General features: G+C 41.3%; 20 protein-coding genes. 7 read left to right on the top strand and 13 right to left on the bottom strand.

From position 1 onward, the window contains the following. Positions 1 to 9: 9 nt before the first annotated feature. Complete coding sequence (locus Q0A08_RS20345) at positions 10 to 813, bottom strand: substrate-binding periplasmic protein (protein WP_438463306.1); 804 nt, start codon at positions 811 to 813, stop codon at positions 10 to 12. A gap of 171 nt (positions 814 to 984) precedes the next feature. On the opposite strand from Q0A08_RS20345, the gene Q0A08_RS20340 reads away from it, so the two are divergent. Beyond that, positions 985 to 1,473 carry a YHS domain-containing (seleno)protein gene (locus tag Q0A08_RS20340; protein WP_438463305.1) on the top strand — a complete coding sequence of 163 codons (489 nt, stop codon included), beginning with the start codon at positions 985 to 987 and terminating at the stop codon, positions 1,471 to 1,473. Between the two features lie 153 nt (positions 1,474 to 1,626). Here the strand turns inward: Q0A08_RS20340 and mrcB are convergent, their stop codons facing one another. After that, the gene (gene mrcB / locus Q0A08_RS20335) at positions 1,627 to 4,005 is read right to left on the bottom strand and encodes a penicillin-binding protein 1B (RefSeq protein ID WP_438463304.1); all 2,379 of its coding nucleotides are present in this window, start codon (positions 4,003 to 4,005) and stop codon (positions 1,627 to 1,629) included. Positions 4,006 to 4,159: 154 nt separating this feature from the next. Between mrcB and Q0A08_RS20330 the strand changes: the two genes are divergently transcribed. The 3 genes from Q0A08_RS20330 to Q0A08_RS20320 all read left to right on the top strand — a co-directional run bounded on the left by Q0A08_RS20330 (position 4,160) and on the right by Q0A08_RS20320 (position 6,441). Then, positions 4,160 to 4,438, top strand: coding sequence for a hypothetical protein (locus tag Q0A08_RS20330; RefSeq protein WP_438463302.1), 279 nt, complete (start codon positions 4,160 to 4,162; stop codon positions 4,436 to 4,438). Between the two features lie 2 nt (positions 4,439 to 4,440). Then, positions 4,441 to 4,764: a Rieske (2Fe-2S) protein gene (locus tag Q0A08_RS20325; RefSeq protein WP_438463301.1), complete on the top strand. Its 324-nt coding sequence runs from the start codon at positions 4,441 to 4,443 to the stop codon at positions 4,762 to 4,764. A 357-nt stretch (positions 4,765 to 5,121) separates the two neighbouring features. Beyond that, positions 5,122 to 6,441 (top strand): GGDEF domain-containing protein, encoded by a 1,320-nt coding sequence (locus Q0A08_RS20320; RefSeq protein WP_438463299.1) that lies wholly within the window; start codon positions 5,122 to 5,124, stop codon positions 6,439 to 6,441. Between the two features lie 76 nt (positions 6,442 to 6,517). Here Q0A08_RS20320 and Q0A08_RS20315 read toward each other — a convergent pair whose 3' ends face one another. From Q0A08_RS20315 to Q0A08_RS20280, 8 genes are all read right to left on the bottom strand, one after another. After that, positions 6,518 to 6,814 (bottom strand): Dabb family protein, encoded by a 297-nt coding sequence (locus Q0A08_RS20315; protein WP_438463298.1) that lies wholly within the window; start codon positions 6,812 to 6,814, stop codon positions 6,518 to 6,520. A gap of 36 nt (positions 6,815 to 6,850) precedes the next feature. Next, on the bottom strand, positions 6,851 to 7,459 hold the full coding sequence (locus Q0A08_RS20310) for a LysE family translocator (protein WP_438463297.1): 609 nt from the start codon (positions 7,457 to 7,459) through the stop codon (positions 6,851 to 6,853). A 189-nt stretch (positions 7,460 to 7,648) separates the two neighbouring features. Then, complete coding sequence (locus Q0A08_RS20305; RefSeq protein WP_438463295.1) at positions 7,649 to 8,500, bottom strand: AraC family ligand binding domain-containing protein; 852 nt, start codon at positions 8,498 to 8,500, stop codon at positions 7,649 to 7,651. Positions 8,501 to 8,612: 112 nt separating this feature from the next. Then, on the bottom strand, positions 8,613 to 9,065 hold the full coding sequence (locus Q0A08_RS20300) for a GNAT family N-acetyltransferase (protein ID WP_438463294.1): 453 nt from the start codon (positions 9,063 to 9,065) through the stop codon (positions 8,613 to 8,615). A 176-nt stretch (positions 9,066 to 9,241) separates the two neighbouring features. Beyond that, a complete protein-coding gene (locus Q0A08_RS20295) occupies positions 9,242 to 9,487 on the bottom strand; it encodes a hypothetical protein (protein WP_438463293.1) in 246 nt (81 codons plus the stop codon). A 155-nt stretch (positions 9,488 to 9,642) separates the two neighbouring features. Continuing rightward, positions 9,643 to 9,888 (bottom strand): Rho-binding antiterminator, encoded by a 246-nt coding sequence (locus tag Q0A08_RS20290; protein WP_438463292.1) that lies wholly within the window; start codon positions 9,886 to 9,888, stop codon positions 9,643 to 9,645. Positions 9,889 to 9,985: 97 nt separating this feature from the next. After that, on the bottom strand, positions 9,986 to 10,528 hold the full coding sequence (locus tag Q0A08_RS20285) for a GNAT family N-acetyltransferase (RefSeq protein WP_438463290.1): 543 nt from the start codon (positions 10,526 to 10,528) through the stop codon (positions 9,986 to 9,988). Between the two features lie 62 nt (positions 10,529 to 10,590). Then, positions 10,591 to 11,148: a DUF6817 domain-containing protein gene (locus Q0A08_RS20280; RefSeq protein WP_438463289.1), complete on the bottom strand. Its 558-nt coding sequence runs from the start codon at positions 11,146 to 11,148 to the stop codon at positions 10,591 to 10,593. Between the two features lie 113 nt (positions 11,149 to 11,261). Here Q0A08_RS20280 and Q0A08_RS20275 point away from each other — a divergent pair, with 113 nt between their 5' ends. Continuing rightward, positions 11,262 to 11,540 (top strand): hypothetical protein, encoded by a 279-nt coding sequence (locus Q0A08_RS20275; RefSeq protein WP_438463287.1) that lies wholly within the window; start codon positions 11,262 to 11,264, stop codon positions 11,538 to 11,540. 60 nt (positions 11,541 to 11,600) lie between these two features. Here the strand turns inward: Q0A08_RS20275 and Q0A08_RS20270 are convergent, their stop codons facing one another. Continuing rightward, complete coding sequence (locus tag Q0A08_RS20270) at positions 11,601 to 12,365, bottom strand: TSUP family transporter (RefSeq protein ID WP_438463285.1); 765 nt, start codon at positions 12,363 to 12,365, stop codon at positions 11,601 to 11,603. A gap of 444 nt (positions 12,366 to 12,809) precedes the next feature. On the opposite strand from Q0A08_RS20270, the gene Q0A08_RS20265 reads away from it, so the two are divergent. After that, positions 12,810 to 13,499 carry a hypothetical protein gene (locus Q0A08_RS20265; protein WP_438463284.1) on the top strand — a complete coding sequence of 230 codons (690 nt, stop codon included), beginning with the start codon at positions 12,810 to 12,812 and terminating at the stop codon, positions 13,497 to 13,499. Positions 13,500 to 13,531: 32 nt separating this feature from the next. Here Q0A08_RS20265 and Q0A08_RS20260 read toward each other — a convergent pair whose 3' ends face one another. Continuing rightward, entirely contained in the window at positions 13,532 to 14,425 is an 894-nt protein-coding gene (locus tag Q0A08_RS20260) for a LysR family transcriptional regulator (protein ID WP_438463283.1), read from the bottom strand. A gap of 142 nt (positions 14,426 to 14,567) precedes the next feature. Here Q0A08_RS20260 and Q0A08_RS20255 point away from each other — a divergent pair, with 142 nt between their 5' ends. After that, positions 14,568 to 15,236, top strand: a complete 669-nt coding sequence (locus tag Q0A08_RS20255; RefSeq protein ID WP_438463282.1) for an NAD(P)-dependent oxidoreductase — start codon at positions 14,568 to 14,570, stop codon at positions 15,234 to 15,236. Between the two features lie 61 nt (positions 15,237 to 15,297). Here Q0A08_RS20255 and Q0A08_RS20250 read toward each other — a convergent pair whose 3' ends face one another. After that, positions 15,298 to 16,623, bottom strand: coding sequence for an SH3 domain-containing protein (locus Q0A08_RS20250; RefSeq protein ID WP_438463281.1), 1,326 nt, complete (start codon positions 16,621 to 16,623; stop codon positions 15,298 to 15,300). Between the last annotated feature and the right edge of the window lie 182 nt (positions 16,624 to 16,805).

Raw genomic sequence — 16,805 nt, 5'->3', positions numbered from 1 at the left:
TTTTTTTATCTATTTTAACAACCACTGGGCGCTGCCCTTAAGCTTAATTTGTTCAAAGAAACCTTCTTGAGTGAGGTTGTTCATAATACCAGCCAGCTTTTCTCTTAATGCCTGATTATTACAGGGTGAGTTTTGTGAAAAGGCTAAATATAACCCCTCACTACTTACCGCTGGTTTTTGAATTTGGAAGGGAAAGTAGTTCCAAATTTGCTGGATGTAGGCTTCGCCGGGCAACTCTTCGTATAAGACATAGTCGACCCGATTTCCTAAAAGCATTTTAAAAGCCTGCTCAATACCTGCGACTGTGGCGATATTGAGATGCTCGGCCGCATAAGAATCAAACGACTGACCAAAACTATTATTGATCACTGTCGCACCTAATTTACCTTCTAAACTGTGTTTATTTTGGTAATCAAATGGGGTCGACGCATTCGTCCAAACCACACTCTGAGTTTCTAGAAATGCAGGTTCTATGTAGTCCATATACTGGCTTCTTGGCTGGGTATAAAACACCCCTGCCATGAGATCAATCCGACCACTCTTTACTTCCCTTTGGGCTCGCGACCAAGGGCCTGTATGTTTCAGCTCTATCCTCTTCCCTAAACGCTGACTAATCTCGTTAATAATCAAACTATTAGTCCCTAATAGATGATTCGTTTCTAGGTTTTTACGCCATAGAAACGGAGGGTATTCTGAGTTACCAGTTGCGGTTAAAAAGTCACACCTATCACCCGGTGCCGCCTCCGATAACGAATGGAATCCCGCCATAACAAAGATCGATAAAAATTTATTTTTTTCGCGAAAAAAGGACATAACGCCTAGTATCTTAAAATTAATGAATTAGATTTCAGTTAGTTAACGACTCAGTCATAAACTAACATACAAAAGTATAGAGGGCTGCGTCCAACATAGAAAATAAAAAGTAAATTTGACGGGAACCTTTAAACAACTTCTGCCTCAAATGCATAAATTACAGGAGGAATTATGAAAAATAGACACACAACTGACTCAAAACTGACACTCTTACCTAAACTGATGCTTTTCGTTTTAACCCTAGTTTTCGCTGCTGGCGTTAACGCAAAAAAGCTTAACCTTGATAAAGATCAACTTGCCCTCGAAGGCTATGATCCGGTGAGCTATTTCTCAGAACAACCAATGAAAGGTTACCCAGCATTACAAATTCGTCATAACCAAGTACTTTATTATTTTGAAAATGAAGAAAACAGACTCGCTTTTAGCGAAGACCCAGAGAAGTATGTGCCAGCTTATGGTGGGTGGTGTGCTTGGGCGATGCTAGATGGCGATAAGGTAGAAGTAGACCCGCTTAGCTACAAGATCATTAATGGCAAAAACCATCTTTATTACAATGGTTTTTGGGGTGATACGCTAGCAAAATGGAATAAGAAAGCAGGTAAAGATGGTGAACAAACACTAATCGACTCTGCTGATAAAGAGTGGGCTGACGTAGACTAAAAGTCCAACCTCTAAAGTTTAAGAAGCGTCAGAGGTTTGAAGCAAGATGAAACTATCCCCTTTCATCTTGCTTAACTTTGCTTCAAAACGTTTGATAAAAACTTTATCAGGATCGCTTAATCCAAAAAAGCGAAGCTCAAACAAGACCAAGCGCTAAAACGGCCAGATACAAAAATTCTTATCATCAGGCTCAGTCCCCTTTAAGAAAGACAGCGTCATCTTGTCATCACAACGATCTGCCGCCAGCTTAAACTCATTTCGACTCACCTGAAAATACTCACTACCTTGAGGCAAAACGTCTTCTAGGGATGTTGGGTTTAACCGTTTCATCATTTCAATCCAGACCTTTTGCGCACCAGAGCTTCCGGTAATCGATAATGGATGATTATCATCAGCACCTAACCAAATGGTAGTTGAGTAGTCTGCGGTAATACCCTGATACCAACTGTCCCTTTGTTGGTTTGTCGTCCCTGTTTTAGCGGCAAAGACTAAGTTAGGCAAGGCCGCTTGCGCCGCTCTTGTGGTGCCAATCTGGGCGCTTAACTTCATGCCATCTCGTAAAGTAGCAAGTGCCGCTTTGGAGTAAGGTACGCGGGTATCTTGGCTAAACTCTTTAAGTACTTCGCCTTCGCTCGTTAACACAGAAGCCACGATACCTAATTGGCTAGACTCCCCCGCAGAGGCAATCGGCTGATATAACCTTGCCACTTCAAATGGAGAAAGCTCTATCGCGCCCAACGCTACCGCAGGGAACATGGTAAATTCTCGTTCCACACCAAGGCGGCGCAAAGCATCACCAACTTCTTCAAAACCAATACGATAAGCGAGGTCCAAGGTAGCTAAGTTATACGACTTGGCCAAAGCCTGATACATGGGCACATTACCATGATATTTGTGATCGAAATTCTCCGGTTCCCAAATCTCACCCCCCACTTCAAAACGTGTTTCATCATCTTCCAACAAGGTTAACCAAGTGAAAGATCGATTCGCTAAAGCTTCTAAATAAATAGGCGGTTTCACTAATGACCCAATAGGACGAACCGCGGCCAAAGCCCGATTAAAACCTGTGTAATGGCCATCACTCGACCCTAAAATCGCCTTAACTTGGCCATTATGAGCATCGGTTACCACTATCGCGCCTTGTAAGTCTTTCAAGCCTTTTTTAGCACGCTTTAGGCTTTTGACTTGAGAGGTCATACTTTCCAGCACAGCTTGTTGAACTCGCGTATCTAACCCTGTGTAGATTTTTAAGCTTTGAGTAGCAAGCGTCGTCTTATCAAAGTCCCGGGACAATTGAAAAGCCACCAGGTCTAAGAAGTCACCATACAAACTACGGGTTCCCGCTTGTGTTCGCGTTTTTAAAGCTTTAGACAAACTCACTTTATATTGAGCCTGAGTGATAAAGTCTTGCTGATACAGAAGGTTTAACACCACATCACGACGCTCTTTTGCACGTTTAGGATGACGTTTAGGGTTATATAAAGAAGGTCCTTTTACCGTGCCGACCAAGGTCGCCATCTCGTCTATGCTCAGTTCTTTTAACGGCCTTGCGAAAAAGTGTTGGCTAGCGGCAGCAAATCCATGAATCGCCTTATTACCGTGTTGCGCTAGATAGACCTCATTCACATAAGCCGTCAAAATCTCTTGCTTACTGAAACGATATTCCATCAAAAGCGCCATAATCACTTCTCGAATTTTACGGCTATAGCTTCGCTCAGAGCTTAAGTACATATTCTTAATAAGCTGCTGAGTCAGGGTACTCCCCCCTTGTCTGCGTGAACCCGCCTGCAGATTAACCCAAAACGCCCTTGCAATACCGGTAAAAGAAATCCCAATATGCTCATAAAAATCTCGGTCTTCCACCGCGAGCAAGGTATCTATGAGATGCCTAGGGATCTCATCATAAGTCAGCAGAATTCGACTCTCACTGTTACCACCGTACAAATGCCCTATCAATTGCGGTTCTAAAATGGCTGAAGTGACTTTTCTGCCCGCCACCGTTTTGATCTGTAGATGCCCATCTGGAAAAGAAAAGATACGTCGCTGAGCAGGATAGGTTCCTGTATGATCGGAGAAAGATCTTAAGTGAGCACTTACTTTCGTAGAGCTTCTTGCTGCCCATCCTATTTCTTGGCTATTACGACCAAAGCGATAACCAGCCTGTTGTAAACTTTTCTCTAAGTCCTGTTTACGCCACTGATCCCCAGAACGTAACAAGGTGGGAGCGCTGTAAACCTCAGCAGGTACTTGCCATTTTTGCCCTTCAAAATGCTGTACTAGCTCTTTATCTAACCACCAAACCCAAGCTGAAATAGGAATAGCCGCAATTAAGCCCAGCACAAAACAGATAATAAAGAGTCGTTTTATTAATGCTTTAAACCAAGATTGTTTGATAGGCTTTTTACCCCTAGAACGCGAGGTTTTACGGCTCGTCTTCTTAGAGGTCGAGTTAGCGGTCGAGGATTTTTTCGGCTTATTAGATGAAGCAGAAGGCTTTTTCGTAGGGCGATTTACAGGGCGTGTTTTACTCATGGGCATGAGTATAAAGACAGCTTATTTAGGGTGCAATCAAGCTAGCTTATTTTCCTTAATTTTGACATTAGATTCTTGTCATTGACTCTCAAACAAGCCCATTTTAGACTCACCCCATAGGCCTATCGCCAAGTAAAAATAAGAGAATAGAAATATGATGATCATAGACCTGATCGATGAACTCGATATCATCGAAGGTATTCAGCAAAGAGTACCTAATCTGGATAAAAGCGAACCTGCCGACATGGGTCAACTGCTCAAAAGTGCCGCACTGACAGCAAATGAAGAAGAATGGGCAGCACTTAACCTATGGCTAGCTGAAGTCAGTAAAGATATCACCCTATTGCTACCAGAAATAAAACAAGCCCTTTGCAGCAAATGGCAAGGTGAAAGAGCCTTAACAGACGAACTTGCTATCAATTTATCAAGCTAACCATGTCTTGGACGCCTCTTTGCCTCGTAAGCGAACTCCCTGAAAAAACAGCTAAATCATATAAGTTTGATGATCTCAGCTGTTTTATCATCAAGTATGAAGGTGAGGTTTATGCCTACCTTAACGCTTGCCCTCACAGAAATATCGAACTGGAATGGCAAGAAAACGACTTCTTTGATTACAACAAAGATTACCTTCAATGCGCCACACATGGTGCATTATTTTTGCCTCATAACGGTTATTGCATTACCGGCCCTTGCAGCCAAGCCTCATTAACACCTTTGACAATACACATCATTGACGACCGTATTCATATTAAATATTAATTTTACCTAAAAGCTATTGATAATCATTATCAACAAGTTCATACTAGCTTTTCGATTGCGGTCGATGCACTTGATAACAGATTTATATTTTAAGCCTCTGTATTTCTGACCAAATTATCAAGTGCAAATGATGGAGCAACAAGGAAGATGTGAATAACCCTCTCTATTAACTGCCTCTAATAGAAGGATTTTTCATGCCTTTCTATATTCCCCCTTGTGTTGCTCCATCATGCGTTTTTCTTCTTCAGAGGTCTTAACACCAACCTAAGCACTCTTATTTTCTTATTGAAAAAAGGAAATGCGAACACTGAATATTGCCCCTTCCGTAATGGACGACTAATGTTAATAGACTAAATGATGCCTGAAGTTGAATTCGCTCATTTACAAGGGACAGCCAAACAGACACAAGGAGTGTTACCTATGCATCTTGGAATCAATAAAAAGTCACACATAATCAATCAAGTTACATTGGTTCGTTTGATTCAACTTTGCGTCGTAATCATTGCAATTGGCACTCCGCTGATCGAAAGTCACTTTATCCATCCCGCCTTTATCAAACTCATAGTACAAAACACAGAAAACGAAGCGAATCGTGCTGCAACGCGCATACAGAGAGTTGTCATTCAAGATATTAAAAACGGCCATCTCACCGTCTCACCAGACACAGTCAACTACTTAAAAGAAGCAGAACAAGATTACCTACTCTGGAAAAGTAAGGTGTTTAACCATGACGGAGAAGTACTCTACTCTTCTCAAGATAAAGACATAGGCACAATTAATGAAAAGGGTTACTTTCATAACCAAGTTGCTAAAGGTGAAATTTTTACCAAGCTGGTTAAAAAGAATGGAAGCTCACTCGATGGAGAAGTGACAGAGCTAGATGTGGTCGAAACCTATATCCCACTCATGGTTGAAGGCCAATTTATTGGCGCATTCGAGCTCTATTACGATATAAGTGCGCGCATAGAAGCCATGGATGCCCATATGGAGTGGGTCGATAAAATGCTGCTATTACTGTCAGGTATTGCCATCATCACAGCCTTTGTCATTGGTATCGGCTATAAGAAAGTACAACAGATCAGAGAAGAATATGAGTTAGAACTGATTGAAATGGCCACCAAAGACAAGTTAACTAATATTTATAATCGTCGCAGTTTTGAAGCCAGATTAATCCAAGACATTAAGCAGTATGAGAAGTTTCAAACAGAATTGAGCGTCATCCTCTTCGATGTAGACCATTTTAAATTTGTGAACGACACCTATGGCCATCAAGCGGGAGATAACGTGCTCTCTTTATTGGCTGAAATCACCCAAAAAGCCATACGTTCCAATGACATAGTAGCCCGTTATGGTGGTGAAGAGTTTGTTATATTGCTACCCAATACGGGGAAAAATGGTAGCCAAGTCATTGCAGAAAAACTACGCTTAGCCATAGAAGAAGCAGCATTTGATACTCAATCTCACAAAATACAAATCACCGTAAGTTTAGGGGTTGCCTGCATCTCTGATATCCCTAATCCAAATCTAGATAGCCTGGTGAAAAGTGCTGATGATGCACTCTACTATGCTAAGCATAATGGCCGTAATCAAGTGTCTTACATGCAAACATCATCCAGTAAATACTCAGATGACGAAGAAGAAATGGATTTAGGTTCGGCTCCTGTATTGGATAGATAAAAACCTATTTATCAGTAATAAAGAAATGAAAAAAAGGGGAAGAAATCATTAAGATTTCTTCTCCTTTTTTGTTTGCTTAAAACTCGTAATCGAACACCAGAATATCAGCGATCATAGGCACAAATATCGCTTTAAAGGCCTCATGTTTAGCATGGGGCAAGTAAGCGTCCCTCGCTTTAACATCGACAAACGTCATTAAAACAGCATGGGTATAACCCTTATCTAACCCTTCAGGGCTAATGTTAGCACCAAACTCAACCCCTTCAATGCCAGGAATATCTGCTTTAAGTTGATAAAAGGCCTGCTCTAACTGGCTCAAATCCTGTTCACTTGTTTCAGAGGTAAACTTAACCAATAAAATATGTCTTACCATCAACAGACTCCCTTTAGGTCTAAACCGATATCGTTATTAGGCTTGAATAAAGGCCCACCATACACTTAAAAACAATAAGATGGCGAGTATTTGGTTTAAACGAATTTGCTGTTGTTCGCTCTCAAGGTGACGATTAGCCAACTTACCAAGATAAGCCCAAACACAAATACAAGGCACAGCAATTGAGGCAAACAAAACGGCTAACACCACATAATGGATCAGCTCACTCAAGCCTTGACTAGGAAACAAGCTGGCAACCGTCACAGACATCATCCAACTTTTAGGGTTAACAAACTGCAAACCACAGCCTTGCAACCAAGTCAGGCCTTGTTTGTCTTCTAAACCCGTACCATCAGCCGAAATAGACTTAAGCTTAAATAACTTAAATGCCATAAGACTCAGCCAACTGGCGCCAACAAATCCTAATAAAGGCTTCACAAAAGGGTAATCAAATAAAAATTGAGTCAGCCCCATGGATGTAAAAAACAGAATAAAGCCCGTTCCAATCGAAGCCCCAAGAATGAAAGGCATCACACGTAAGATTCCCAGCTTGCCGCCATAACTTAAGGCAATCACATTGGTTGGCCCTGGTGTGATAGAAGCCACAAAGGAAAATAAAGAAAAACTCACGTATAAACTCAACATAGAAACACCTGTCACTTGGGTAATTTGAATGCTTAGTATCAGCTGCCCAAGCCTTAAAGTCTGGAAGCTTTGTGCATAAGAAGGATTTATTAACTAATTAGCTAAATCACTGTTTTTAAAATGATATTCTGATAGAAAAGAAGTGAGTTTGAACAACTAGCAAGCAGGTTAAAAGCCCGAACTTAAGGCTTAACGAGTTTGCATAATCTGTTTTTGATAGGCACTAGGGGTTAAGCGATAAGCACGACGAAACCAACGCCCTAAATGGCTCTGGTCAGCAAAGCATAAATCACTCGCCACACTAATAGGGGAAATACCTTGAGACAACAAGGTTCTGGCTTTTGCTAACCTTAATTGAATTAAATAAGCATGAGGCGCTAACCCAAAAGCCGCTTTAAAACGCCGAGTCAGGCGAAACCTGTCTGTACCTAACTCTAACGCCAAGCTTTCAAGGTTAATGTCTTGATGTATGTTTTGCCTTAAGTACTCACGGGTTCTTAAAGCCAATTCACATGGGTTACCAAAAGATAAAGGTAAGTCTCGGTCTGCTTTTTTACGCCAGCTCAAATGCTTACTGGCATGGGCTAACATTTGGTCTAGGCAAGCTTCTCGAATAATTTCAGGTTCTTGGTAATGCAAAGCACTAAAAGCCGCAGAAATACTGGCAGTCAGCTGTTTGTCCTGCATTAAATTCTGAGCGGTATTAAACTCAAAGTTATCCGGTAAGTCATGAAATAAAGAGGCGAGATTATCGTGTAACCAAGCCACAGGAAGGTAAAGCTGGCGATAGGTAAAGCCCCCTTCTAATGGCGCATTACCATCATGTATTTCACCAGGCTCTAATAGAAAACTGCCACCCTCTAACGACGTGCACATCTGTTTACGGCAATTAAATTGCTGCACACCTTGCTCAGTAAAGCCAATCAGATAAGTATCATGCCAATGAGGGTCATAAGCATGTCCTTTGAAATGAGCGCGAAAGGTTTCTATCCCCGTGCGCTTATCCTGTTCTAATTGTACCCAACTGTCTGTGTGTGACATTTACCTAACTCTCTAAAAACATGCACGACTGAAATGCATAAAGACCATAACCACTAAAAAGGTAAGACTATCCCAAAAATATTGCTAGAAGATTTGTGCAAACCTATTCAGTTTAGAGCGCTCTCAACATCTCTATATGAGGGATATCATCTTCATCGTACGGCTCAGACACCACCTCAAAACCAAAGTCTTCATAAAACTTTTGCAGATAAAGTTGAGCAGAAATACGAATCGGGCTTTTTGGCGCTTCATTATCTAAAAATTCAAGTGCACCTTGTATCAGGGCTTTACCTAATCCCATACCACGTGCAGCTTCTGTAGTAAGCACACGGCCAATAGAGATTTCATCATATTTACAACCAGCATAAGTAATACGTAAATAGGCTAAAATTTTATCGGTCTTTTCATCACTGGTATAAAGATGCCAAGACACATTATCCAAGCTATCTACATCTTGATAAGGGCAGTTTTGCTCAACCACAAACACTTCTTGTCTTACCCTTAAAATCTCATAAAGCTCAGCTATTTTTAACTGCTCAAACCGCCTAACTTGCCACTCGATCATGACTTATGCTCCTTTTAAAGCGTTCAACACCTCGATTAGGCCTAATCTAACAGGTTAGTATTTGCTTTAAAATCAATTTATTTAACTCACAAAAAAGCCACTCATTCCTTACTTAAGAACAAATGGCTTCTACACAAAAGAATGCGTTAATCAGTCACTTCCCAAATAGCATCTAATCACTGTTGGGTTTTAAACGCACTGTCGGCAAACTTGCCTAACGCAGCGACATCCTGCTCTTTTACCAAAGCAACAAAGCGCTCAACCATAATGACATCAGCCGCTTTTTTCGTTGGCGTTTCAATAAACTCAAAACCCTTACGACTTGCCATTTGAGTACGATACGTAAAGCCTGTTTTTACGTCAGCCTCTTGGAAAACAAAGCTGTTATTCCAGTCCAAGACAGAATCATCCATAGCGATCATGCCATTTGTCCCCTAAGCAAGAAGATAAAAGGAAAGTGAAATTAAGATAGGCAAAATAAGAGGAAAGCCCCGTAAACACTCAATTTTACGGAGCTTAAATATTCATAATCACTAATACATAGAGAGGCTAAAACGCCCTAAAAAGCATCATAAAATTAAACAAAAGAAATCTCAAAAAAGTGAGGGTTAGGCTCACAAGCCGACATACTCGCCACATTGTCTAGCACCACTAAACGCGTTTCATCACCTTGTTTTAAACACAAACAAGATTGGCGTTCATCATTATAAGCTGTATCTAATGCCTTCCCTTGAAGCACCTCACCCGTCTTTAAAACGAGTTCAACCTGATAGCGATACACACATACCAGTTCAATATAATCATGTTGATCACAAGACATCATAGGGTTAATTCCTCTTCCAACGAGTTAGTTTCACTATTTAATTTACCCATTAGATTAGCTACTTTAAAGAATGTTCCAAACAACTAAGGGCACAGGTTTAAAATCTTGCTGTATTAATTGTCATGCTAATTTCAGACACAGACACGCCATCAATACGATACCTATCTTCAACCTCACCTAAAATCTGAAATCCAGCATTCAAATAAAGCTGTTTCGCCGCCTCATTATTCGACAACACATTTAGATCTAACCAACTGATTTGCGCCTGATCATGACAATAGGCAATACAGTGTTCAATCAATATACAGCCCAAACCTTGTCTTCGATAATGGCGATCAACGCCCATTCCTAACAATATACGGTGCTGACAATGCTCATCCTCATAGGGGCGAATATCCACATGCCCCATAATTGCACCAGTGTCATTCTTCATTATCCATAACAAGCGCCAACCGGGCTCTCCTACAGGCGTTGAAATACCTTGCATAAACCTTTGTCTGGTTGCCACACTGACAATCGAATCATCGCGAGACACAGGCTGGAACAAAGGTGAATCTCCGCGCCTGTTATCTGCTAATTGCAAAGTGAGATAAGTAAAAAAGTCCGACATATCAGACTTAGTCGCAACGTCTATCTTCATGGTTAAAACGCTTTTCATCCTTATTAAGCTTGTTTCATTTTTTGAGCATCTTCGATTCTTAATCAGTCAGTTAATTCAGGCTCTTTTGCATAAAAGGTTTTGTAAGCCTTAACACCTGTGTCGGTTAAATAATGCTGTATATTCTCAAACAGGTCATATAACTCAGCTCCATACTTGGCCACAAACGCTTCGCTCGTCAATAAAAGCTCTAACTCATTGGCTACCGTTAATTCACAAAAAGCGCTAGCCTGTTCATCATCTAAGGTAAAACACTCACTGGTAAACCTATCCTTAAACGCCATTGAGACTTTGCCCATGCTTCGCTCAAACACATAATCCCTATCGCAGCTGCAATATAAATAAACCAAAGCCTCAGCCTCTTTCCCTATGACCTCTGCTATCTTGGCTCTTTGGGATAAAGACACCATGGTTTCATCAAAGCCTGCGGTGCCATACGCTGCATGAAAAAGTCCGGCATCACAAACATAGTCTGCTGCGCCCCATGTTTTTAACATCTTGAAAGTACCCGTTAAATGCGAAATCAAAGAACCATTTAGATGATCAAACTCACCAGCACCTAAAGCCTCAAGCGCCTTAAACCTCATATCATTAGTATCCATACAGCGACTTCCTTTTATAAAAACTAAAATCAGACATAAGCAAAAGTTTATCTAAGCTAACAGTAAATGCTAATATAAGGCCATCGACAATACAGCTAGTTAAAAAAATCAAAATGCCACTCTCAATTCCCTTAACACAAACACAAAGAGTTTTTCTAGGCCGTCTCAATAGTGGGTACACACTTACTAAAGATTCAAACAACAAATATTGTTTTTCACACAAAGACAGACCAGAAGAAAAAAAGAAAATCGTTTACTACGAAAAGACCGTCGCCGCCCTCATTAAAAAAGGCCTACTCAGCGAAAATCTAGAACTGACAGACCTTTACCATGAGAAAATGGCAAAACTGTATATTTGGAAAAGCGATAGACCAAAAGAAGATCAAGACTAACCCAGCGTTAGCACGAAAAAGCCCCAGAGATGGGGCTTTTTTGGTTAAGCTGCATTCTAGCTACACTACCACCCCGCTCTGATAAATCATCTTGCCAATCAAGATAAAACACACACAAATCAACATGGGTTTGACGATTTTACTGCCCTTGAGATGTACCATTTTGGAGCCGTAGTGGCCGCCTATCCATTGGCCTATGGCCATGATAAAACCTATTTGCCAGATTATATGCCCACCTATGATAAAGGTGATGATGGCGGCGCCATTGGCAAAGAGTAATAGGAGCTTGGTGTGGGCCACGGCTTTGGCGGTGCTAAAGCCGAGTAAAGCTATGAAGGAAATAGAAAAGAAAGAGCTGGCGGCGGGGCCAAAGAAGCCATCATAGAAGGCGAGAAAAGGTACGACAATAAAACTGAAAGCCGCAATGGTGAGACGTTGGCTAGTATCTATGTCCGCCATTCTTGGTGAGAAGATGGTGTAAAGCGCTACCAGACCTATCATCCAAGGGATGTACAAGACTAAGTCATGATTAGGAATCAGCTGTACCGCATAACCACCAAGGCCTGCGCTGATAAAGGTGACAACTATCGCCAGCTTGAACTTCTTCACGTCTATTAAGCCGTGTTTTAAAAAATACCTTACGGAAGATATCTTGCCAAAGATGGCCTGAAACTTATTCGTGCCTATGGCTTGTACTGGGCTTAAGCCAGCTAACATCAAGGTGGGTAAAGCGATTAAGCCGCCACCGCCACTGACGGAGTCGATAAAGCCGGCTAACACGGCCACGCCAAAAAGCATGGCGAGTAATTCTGGGGTTATGATCAAAACCTGTCCTTGTTCTACTTGAGAGCCTTTTACAACTGCTGAGCGCGCCAATACAGTGTTAAAAACAAACTCAAAATGCTCATTTATAGCTTATAAACTCTGCTTTTTCGTTTCTTTTTGCCTCGTCTTGGCTTTGCTCACGACGTCGTGAAAAGGTCTCTACTTTTGTTTTCTGAAAATCATTTTCGCTAAATAGCTATAAGAAGAGGGAGAGTTTAACTCTTAGAAAAGTGAGTGCATATGCAGCATTTTGTCACAGCTAGACTAACCCCTTGAGATTAGAGGCATTGTTTAAGGTTTTGAAAACACCTTCACTGGGCAAACTTTAATCTAATTAGGCGCTTAATTTACAGCTTGTTGCTTTTCTTATTTGCTAGCCATTCCTATAATTTTTCTAACCCTCGGGTATTAGCTTTTAACTTTTCACCTTCGTAAAAGGTCATGATGGCAACTTATAAAAACGCTTTCTTCTTGCTCTGTGTTTTATTAGCGACGAAATCATTCGCTATCAACATTGTGTCTCATCCGATAAATGGATTAGTGTTTGAAGATGCTGGCGGCCCTTACCCAAAGCTTTTAACTAAGTTAAATGACGCCATTGATACTGAGTTTTCTTTAAAAGTAATCCCATTAAAACGGGCGGTTTATCATTTCGAAAATAAGCATGATAATTGCCTACTATCAGGTAACAGTCTTACAATTAAAACCCCTGGAAAATACCTTATTTCAAACCCTTTAAGTGAAATCAAACTGCACTTTTTTAACCTACAGCACATGCCACCTATCACCAATTTTAACGACCTGAACCAGAATATGCTTATTGGTGGAATCCTAGGAATTGAAGATTTATACAAGAAAATATTACCAGAGAAGCACAGGCTCGCTCTTGTGAGTAGCGATGAGCAGAGCATCAATATGTTAGTCGCAAAACGGGTGCAGGCGATTTTGGGCTTTATGCCCGACCTCAACGCCCATTTGGATATACTGCATTACGATGAGAGGTTTGTTTTATACCATGGCAGCGACAACTTAATTTGTCACGATACGCAAGAAAATAGAGACTATCTCCAGCAAATAGATCAGGCGTTAAAAGATATAAAAGCCAGCCCTACCTACGATGAGATTATGCCTTAGCTTTATGTTCGTGAATAACATATCACCTCATCTTAGCTTACCGATTTATCAAAGGCTTGCCTAAGCGCCTGTATCAGTAAACGGGTGCGCTTTGCCATATGGATTCGATTAGGAAAGATGAGTGAGACAGGCAAGGCCTCAAGAGACCAATCAGCTAATAAAGGTACAAATCGCCCTGTATCCACCAAAACTTGTCCGCTGTGTTCCGCCATTAATCCAATACCAAAATCTGTTTCAATTAACTTCTGATAAGTAGCAATATTATTCGCGGTATTTTGATAATTGGGCTTGATACTGATACTTTCGCCTGCTTGATTATTCAACACCAGTTCTGGCATAGCGGCATGCTTTAAAGCAACCCAAGGAAGCTTAGCTAAATCCTGCGGCTGATGAATGTGAGTTTGATCGAACTCAGGGCTGGCAAAGAGTTTTAGCCTTGTCTTGGTTAGTGGTACAGCGACTAGATTTGAGTTAGGTAAATCACCCGATCGAATGGCAATATCAATGGCCCCTTCTATGACAGGAAGCGCCTCTTCTGTAATGATGAGATCGAATTCAACTTGCGGGTAATCCACTTTAAAGCGCTTTAAAATAGGGAGTAGTAAGCACTCGTAAAAGTCACTGGTAGTGGTAATGCGTATTTTACCTTTTATCTCATCTTCTAAACTTTTTACTTCTTCTATTGCCCCACTGCCATGGGCAAGTAATTTACTCGCATCACGGTAAAGTACTTCTCCTTCAGCTGTGATACTGACCTTTCTGGTATTGCGAACGAAGAGCTTAACACCGAGGTAATCTTCAAGCCTTGCCACCTGCTCACTGACTTTTCCCCTTGGCATGTTTAAGCGTTTACCTGTCGCCGTGAAACTACCGGTTTCAACGACCACAGCAAAAATAGCCATAGGTTTTAAATAGTTAAGCCACATAGATTTATCATTTCACTTTATTGATACTAAAAGAGGATCACTTTTTATCAATTTTAACAACTAATAGAATCAATAAGCAAGTGACATACTGCCCCCAATGACAAGCGACTAAACCGCTAATTAATGAATAAGGGAAACAGGTATGACACAGAAAACATTGGCCTTAATTGGCGCAACGGGCCGTACAGGCAACGAAGTAATCCATGCAGCTTTAGCACAAGGCTACCAACTTAGAGTCTTAGCAAGAGACCCTAGCAAGGTAAAAGTCCATCAGGATGTTCAGATCATTAAAGGTGACGCCCTTGATCAGGCGAGTTTGGCAGAACTGATACAAGGGGCTGATGCGGTCGTGTCTTGCTTAGGGCCAAGTGGCATAAATCAAAGCCTCAAGCAAGCAAAACAGTCAGCAAAAAGTTGGCTTTGCTCTAATAGCACCAAGCTACTCATTCCGCTTATGGAAGATGCTGGTATCCAGCGTTTAATCTTAACCACGGGTGCTAGCCTAAAAACCCCAAAGGATAAGAACTCTCTGTTTATGCGCTTCATGCTCAACAAGCTAGCACCGCTGATTCTTGGTGAAATGTGTCATGACCGCCAAGCGGAATATGAGTTACTCACACAAAGCCAACTTGACTGGACTTATGCCCGTTGTGGTGGAATACATTTTGATGCCAAGCAGGACCAACTAAAAGTCAGCACGACACGTTTTCAAGGGGGGAAGATACACCCCAAAAAACTGGCTCATTTTTTAATCGATCAAGTGACACAAGATAAGTACAAAAGTGAAGCTGTGTTTATTGCAAGTTGCTAAAGGCAAGGAGGTTAAAAAATGGCGTCTATCATCACCTATAATTGACGCCGTTTTTTTATTTTTACTGGGCTAGAACTGGTCCTTTATCTAGGGTAACCATGCCTTGTATCTTGGTTAAGATACTGGCTTCTTGGATGAGTTTAGGTAGCTCTTTACCTGGTTCTAAGGTGGTGATGACAGCTCGGCCTATGATGAATCGGCCCACGCTGTCGTCTTCTTCTAGAGTACGTAAGCCCCAGATATTATGGAAAACGAGTGGCTCGCCAGCTTTTTCGCCCACATATAGCATTATGTGTCCACGTAGGTAGATCAGCGTCATAAAGGGTACGGCGTCCTCTAGAATACGTTGCTTTTTGCCTTGGTTATCCAGTTCTTTAAGCTCAATATACTCACCTGCTTCTAGCTGCTTTGATGAGTTACGTTTGAGGTAAACACCAAATGGTGTAAAGAAGTCTTTGGTAAAAGCAGAGCAATCTCGATTAGCAAGTACACCACCCCAACCATAATCTTCGCCGATTAAAGCGTTCGATACTTTATTCAAGTTCGCTTGGTTGAATTTAAGTGGCTTAGGCGCAACATTTTGCGCATTGGCTGGGGATAGAACAAACTCCACACCTGTACCACCAGCTTGGTGATTTTTTTGTACTGTTACAAGCTCACCTGCGATCACAGGAAAGATGGTACCTAGCTTGATGTATTCGATAAAATTGTTGGCTTTATCAAACAAAGCAAAATCATCTTGCGTGGAGACATAATAATTCCCATTTTTAAAACTGTCTCTTTGGGTTTTGTTCATCAATACCACGTCTTTCACGGGTAACCAACCAAAGAGTGAATTCGCTTCCACATAGACCCAAGCTTTATCTAAGGAATAGTGTGAGACAAATAGTGGAGTATTAATCTTGATGTGAGAGTTTTGGTTATAGTCGAAGGGAAAACCTTCCCCAGGGGAGTCTGGGTTATAAAAAATCACACTTTGAGTGGGAAAGACTCTCAGGTCCGTATTGTGAGTCGTGATGGCATATTCTCTGGCTGTGTCATATTCCTCAAAGTTAGAGCGTCTGATTTGCGCTTCGTACCATTCTTTTTTGCGAAGCTTGTGGTTTTCACCATAGGTTTCTTTTTTAAGGTAGTAACTGCCCCAGCTCGCTTGCTCTAGATCGTAAGACATTTGAGTAATGTCCCAAGGGCTAAAGAAGGTTTTGTTGTACTCTGCATCTAATCTTGCTTGTTCGTCAAAGTCGTAACTACCGATAGATTGAGTATAGGATTCTGCGGTTTGCGGTAAACTTTCTAAATCAGCAATTTCAGTAATCTTAGGCGCACTAGTACAGGCGCTAATTAACACACTTAATAGTGCTAACGAGGCGGAATAACCTAGTTTCATATATGCTTCCTTAAGGTTTTCTGGCAGGTATTCGAATTAATATCATGTTAGATTCTAGGTGCTTATGGTGTGTTATACCTTAATTAAATGTCAGCTGCGCTTAAGCACTGGGTAAATTCATCGAATCTTCATGATTCTGCTACAAGTCTCAACTTCCCCCTAGCCAGATGCATGAGAGAGTG

This window comes from Marinomonas sp. PE14-40 (assembly GCF_051623805.1).
Classification (GTDB): domain Bacteria; phylum Pseudomonadota; class Gammaproteobacteria; order Pseudomonadales; family Marinomonadaceae; genus Marinomonas.
The sequence above is the reverse complement of the archived record's forward strand: the minus strand, read 5'-3'. Positions and strand labels throughout refer to the sequence as shown.

Coding starts and splice junctions, on each gene's coding strand:
- Q0A08_RS20260 (WP_438463283.1), bottom strand. CDS start 14,425: ATGTGGCTTAACTATTTAAAACCTATGGCTATTTTTGCTGTGGTCGTT.
- Q0A08_RS20330 (WP_438463302.1), top strand. CDS start 4,160: ATGATGATCATAGACCTGATCGATGAACTCGATATCATCGAAGGTATT.
- Q0A08_RS20255 (WP_438463282.1), top strand. CDS start 14,568: ATGACACAGAAAACATTGGCCTTAATTGGCGCAACGGGCCGTACAGGC.
- Q0A08_RS20345 (WP_438463306.1), bottom strand. CDS start 813: ATGTCCTTTTTTCGCGAAAAAAATAAATTTTTATCGATCTTTGTTATG.
- Q0A08_RS20280 (WP_438463289.1), bottom strand. CDS start 11,148: ATGGATACTAATGATATGAGGTTTAAGGCGCTTGAGGCTTTAGGTGCT.
- Q0A08_RS20340 (WP_438463305.1), top strand. CDS start 985: ATGAAAAATAGACACACAACTGACTCAAAACTGACACTCTTACCTAAA.
- Q0A08_RS20310 (WP_438463297.1), bottom strand. CDS start 7,459: ATGTTGAGTTTATACGTGAGTTTTTCTTTATTTTCCTTTGTGGCTTCT.
- Q0A08_RS20295 (WP_438463293.1), bottom strand. CDS start 9,487: ATGATCGCTATGGATGATTCTGTCTTGGACTGGAATAACAGCTTTGTT.
- Q0A08_RS20300 (WP_438463294.1), bottom strand. CDS start 9,065: ATGATCGAGTGGCAAGTTAGGCGGTTTGAGCAGTTAAAAATAGCTGAG.
- Q0A08_RS20290 (WP_438463292.1), bottom strand. CDS start 9,888: ATGATGTCTTGTGATCAACATGATTATATTGAACTGGTATGTGTGTAT.
- Q0A08_RS20305 (WP_438463295.1), bottom strand. CDS start 8,500: ATGTCACACACAGACAGTTGGGTACAATTAGAACAGGATAAGCGCACG.
- mrcB (WP_438463304.1), bottom strand. CDS start 4,005: ATGAGTAAAACACGCCCTGTAAATCGCCCTACGAAAAAGCCTTCTGCT.
- Q0A08_RS20325 (WP_438463301.1), top strand. CDS start 4,441: ATGTCTTGGACGCCTCTTTGCCTCGTAAGCGAACTCCCTGAAAAAACA.
- Q0A08_RS20285 (WP_438463290.1), bottom strand. CDS start 10,528: ATGAAGATAGACGTTGCGACTAAGTCTGATATGTCGGACTTTTTTACT.
- Q0A08_RS20315 (WP_438463298.1), bottom strand. CDS start 6,814: ATGGTAAGACATATTTTATTGGTTAAGTTTACCTCTGAAACAAGTGAA.
- Q0A08_RS20265 (WP_438463284.1), top strand. CDS start 12,810: ATGGCAACTTATAAAAACGCTTTCTTCTTGCTCTGTGTTTTATTAGCG.
- Q0A08_RS20275 (WP_438463287.1), top strand. CDS start 11,262: ATGCCACTCTCAATTCCCTTAACACAAACACAAAGAGTTTTTCTAGGC.
- Q0A08_RS20320 (WP_438463299.1), top strand. CDS start 5,122: ATGCCTGAAGTTGAATTCGCTCATTTACAAGGGACAGCCAAACAGACA.
- Q0A08_RS20250 (WP_438463281.1), bottom strand. CDS start 16,623: ATGAAACTAGGTTATTCCGCCTCGTTAGCACTATTAAGTGTGTTAATT.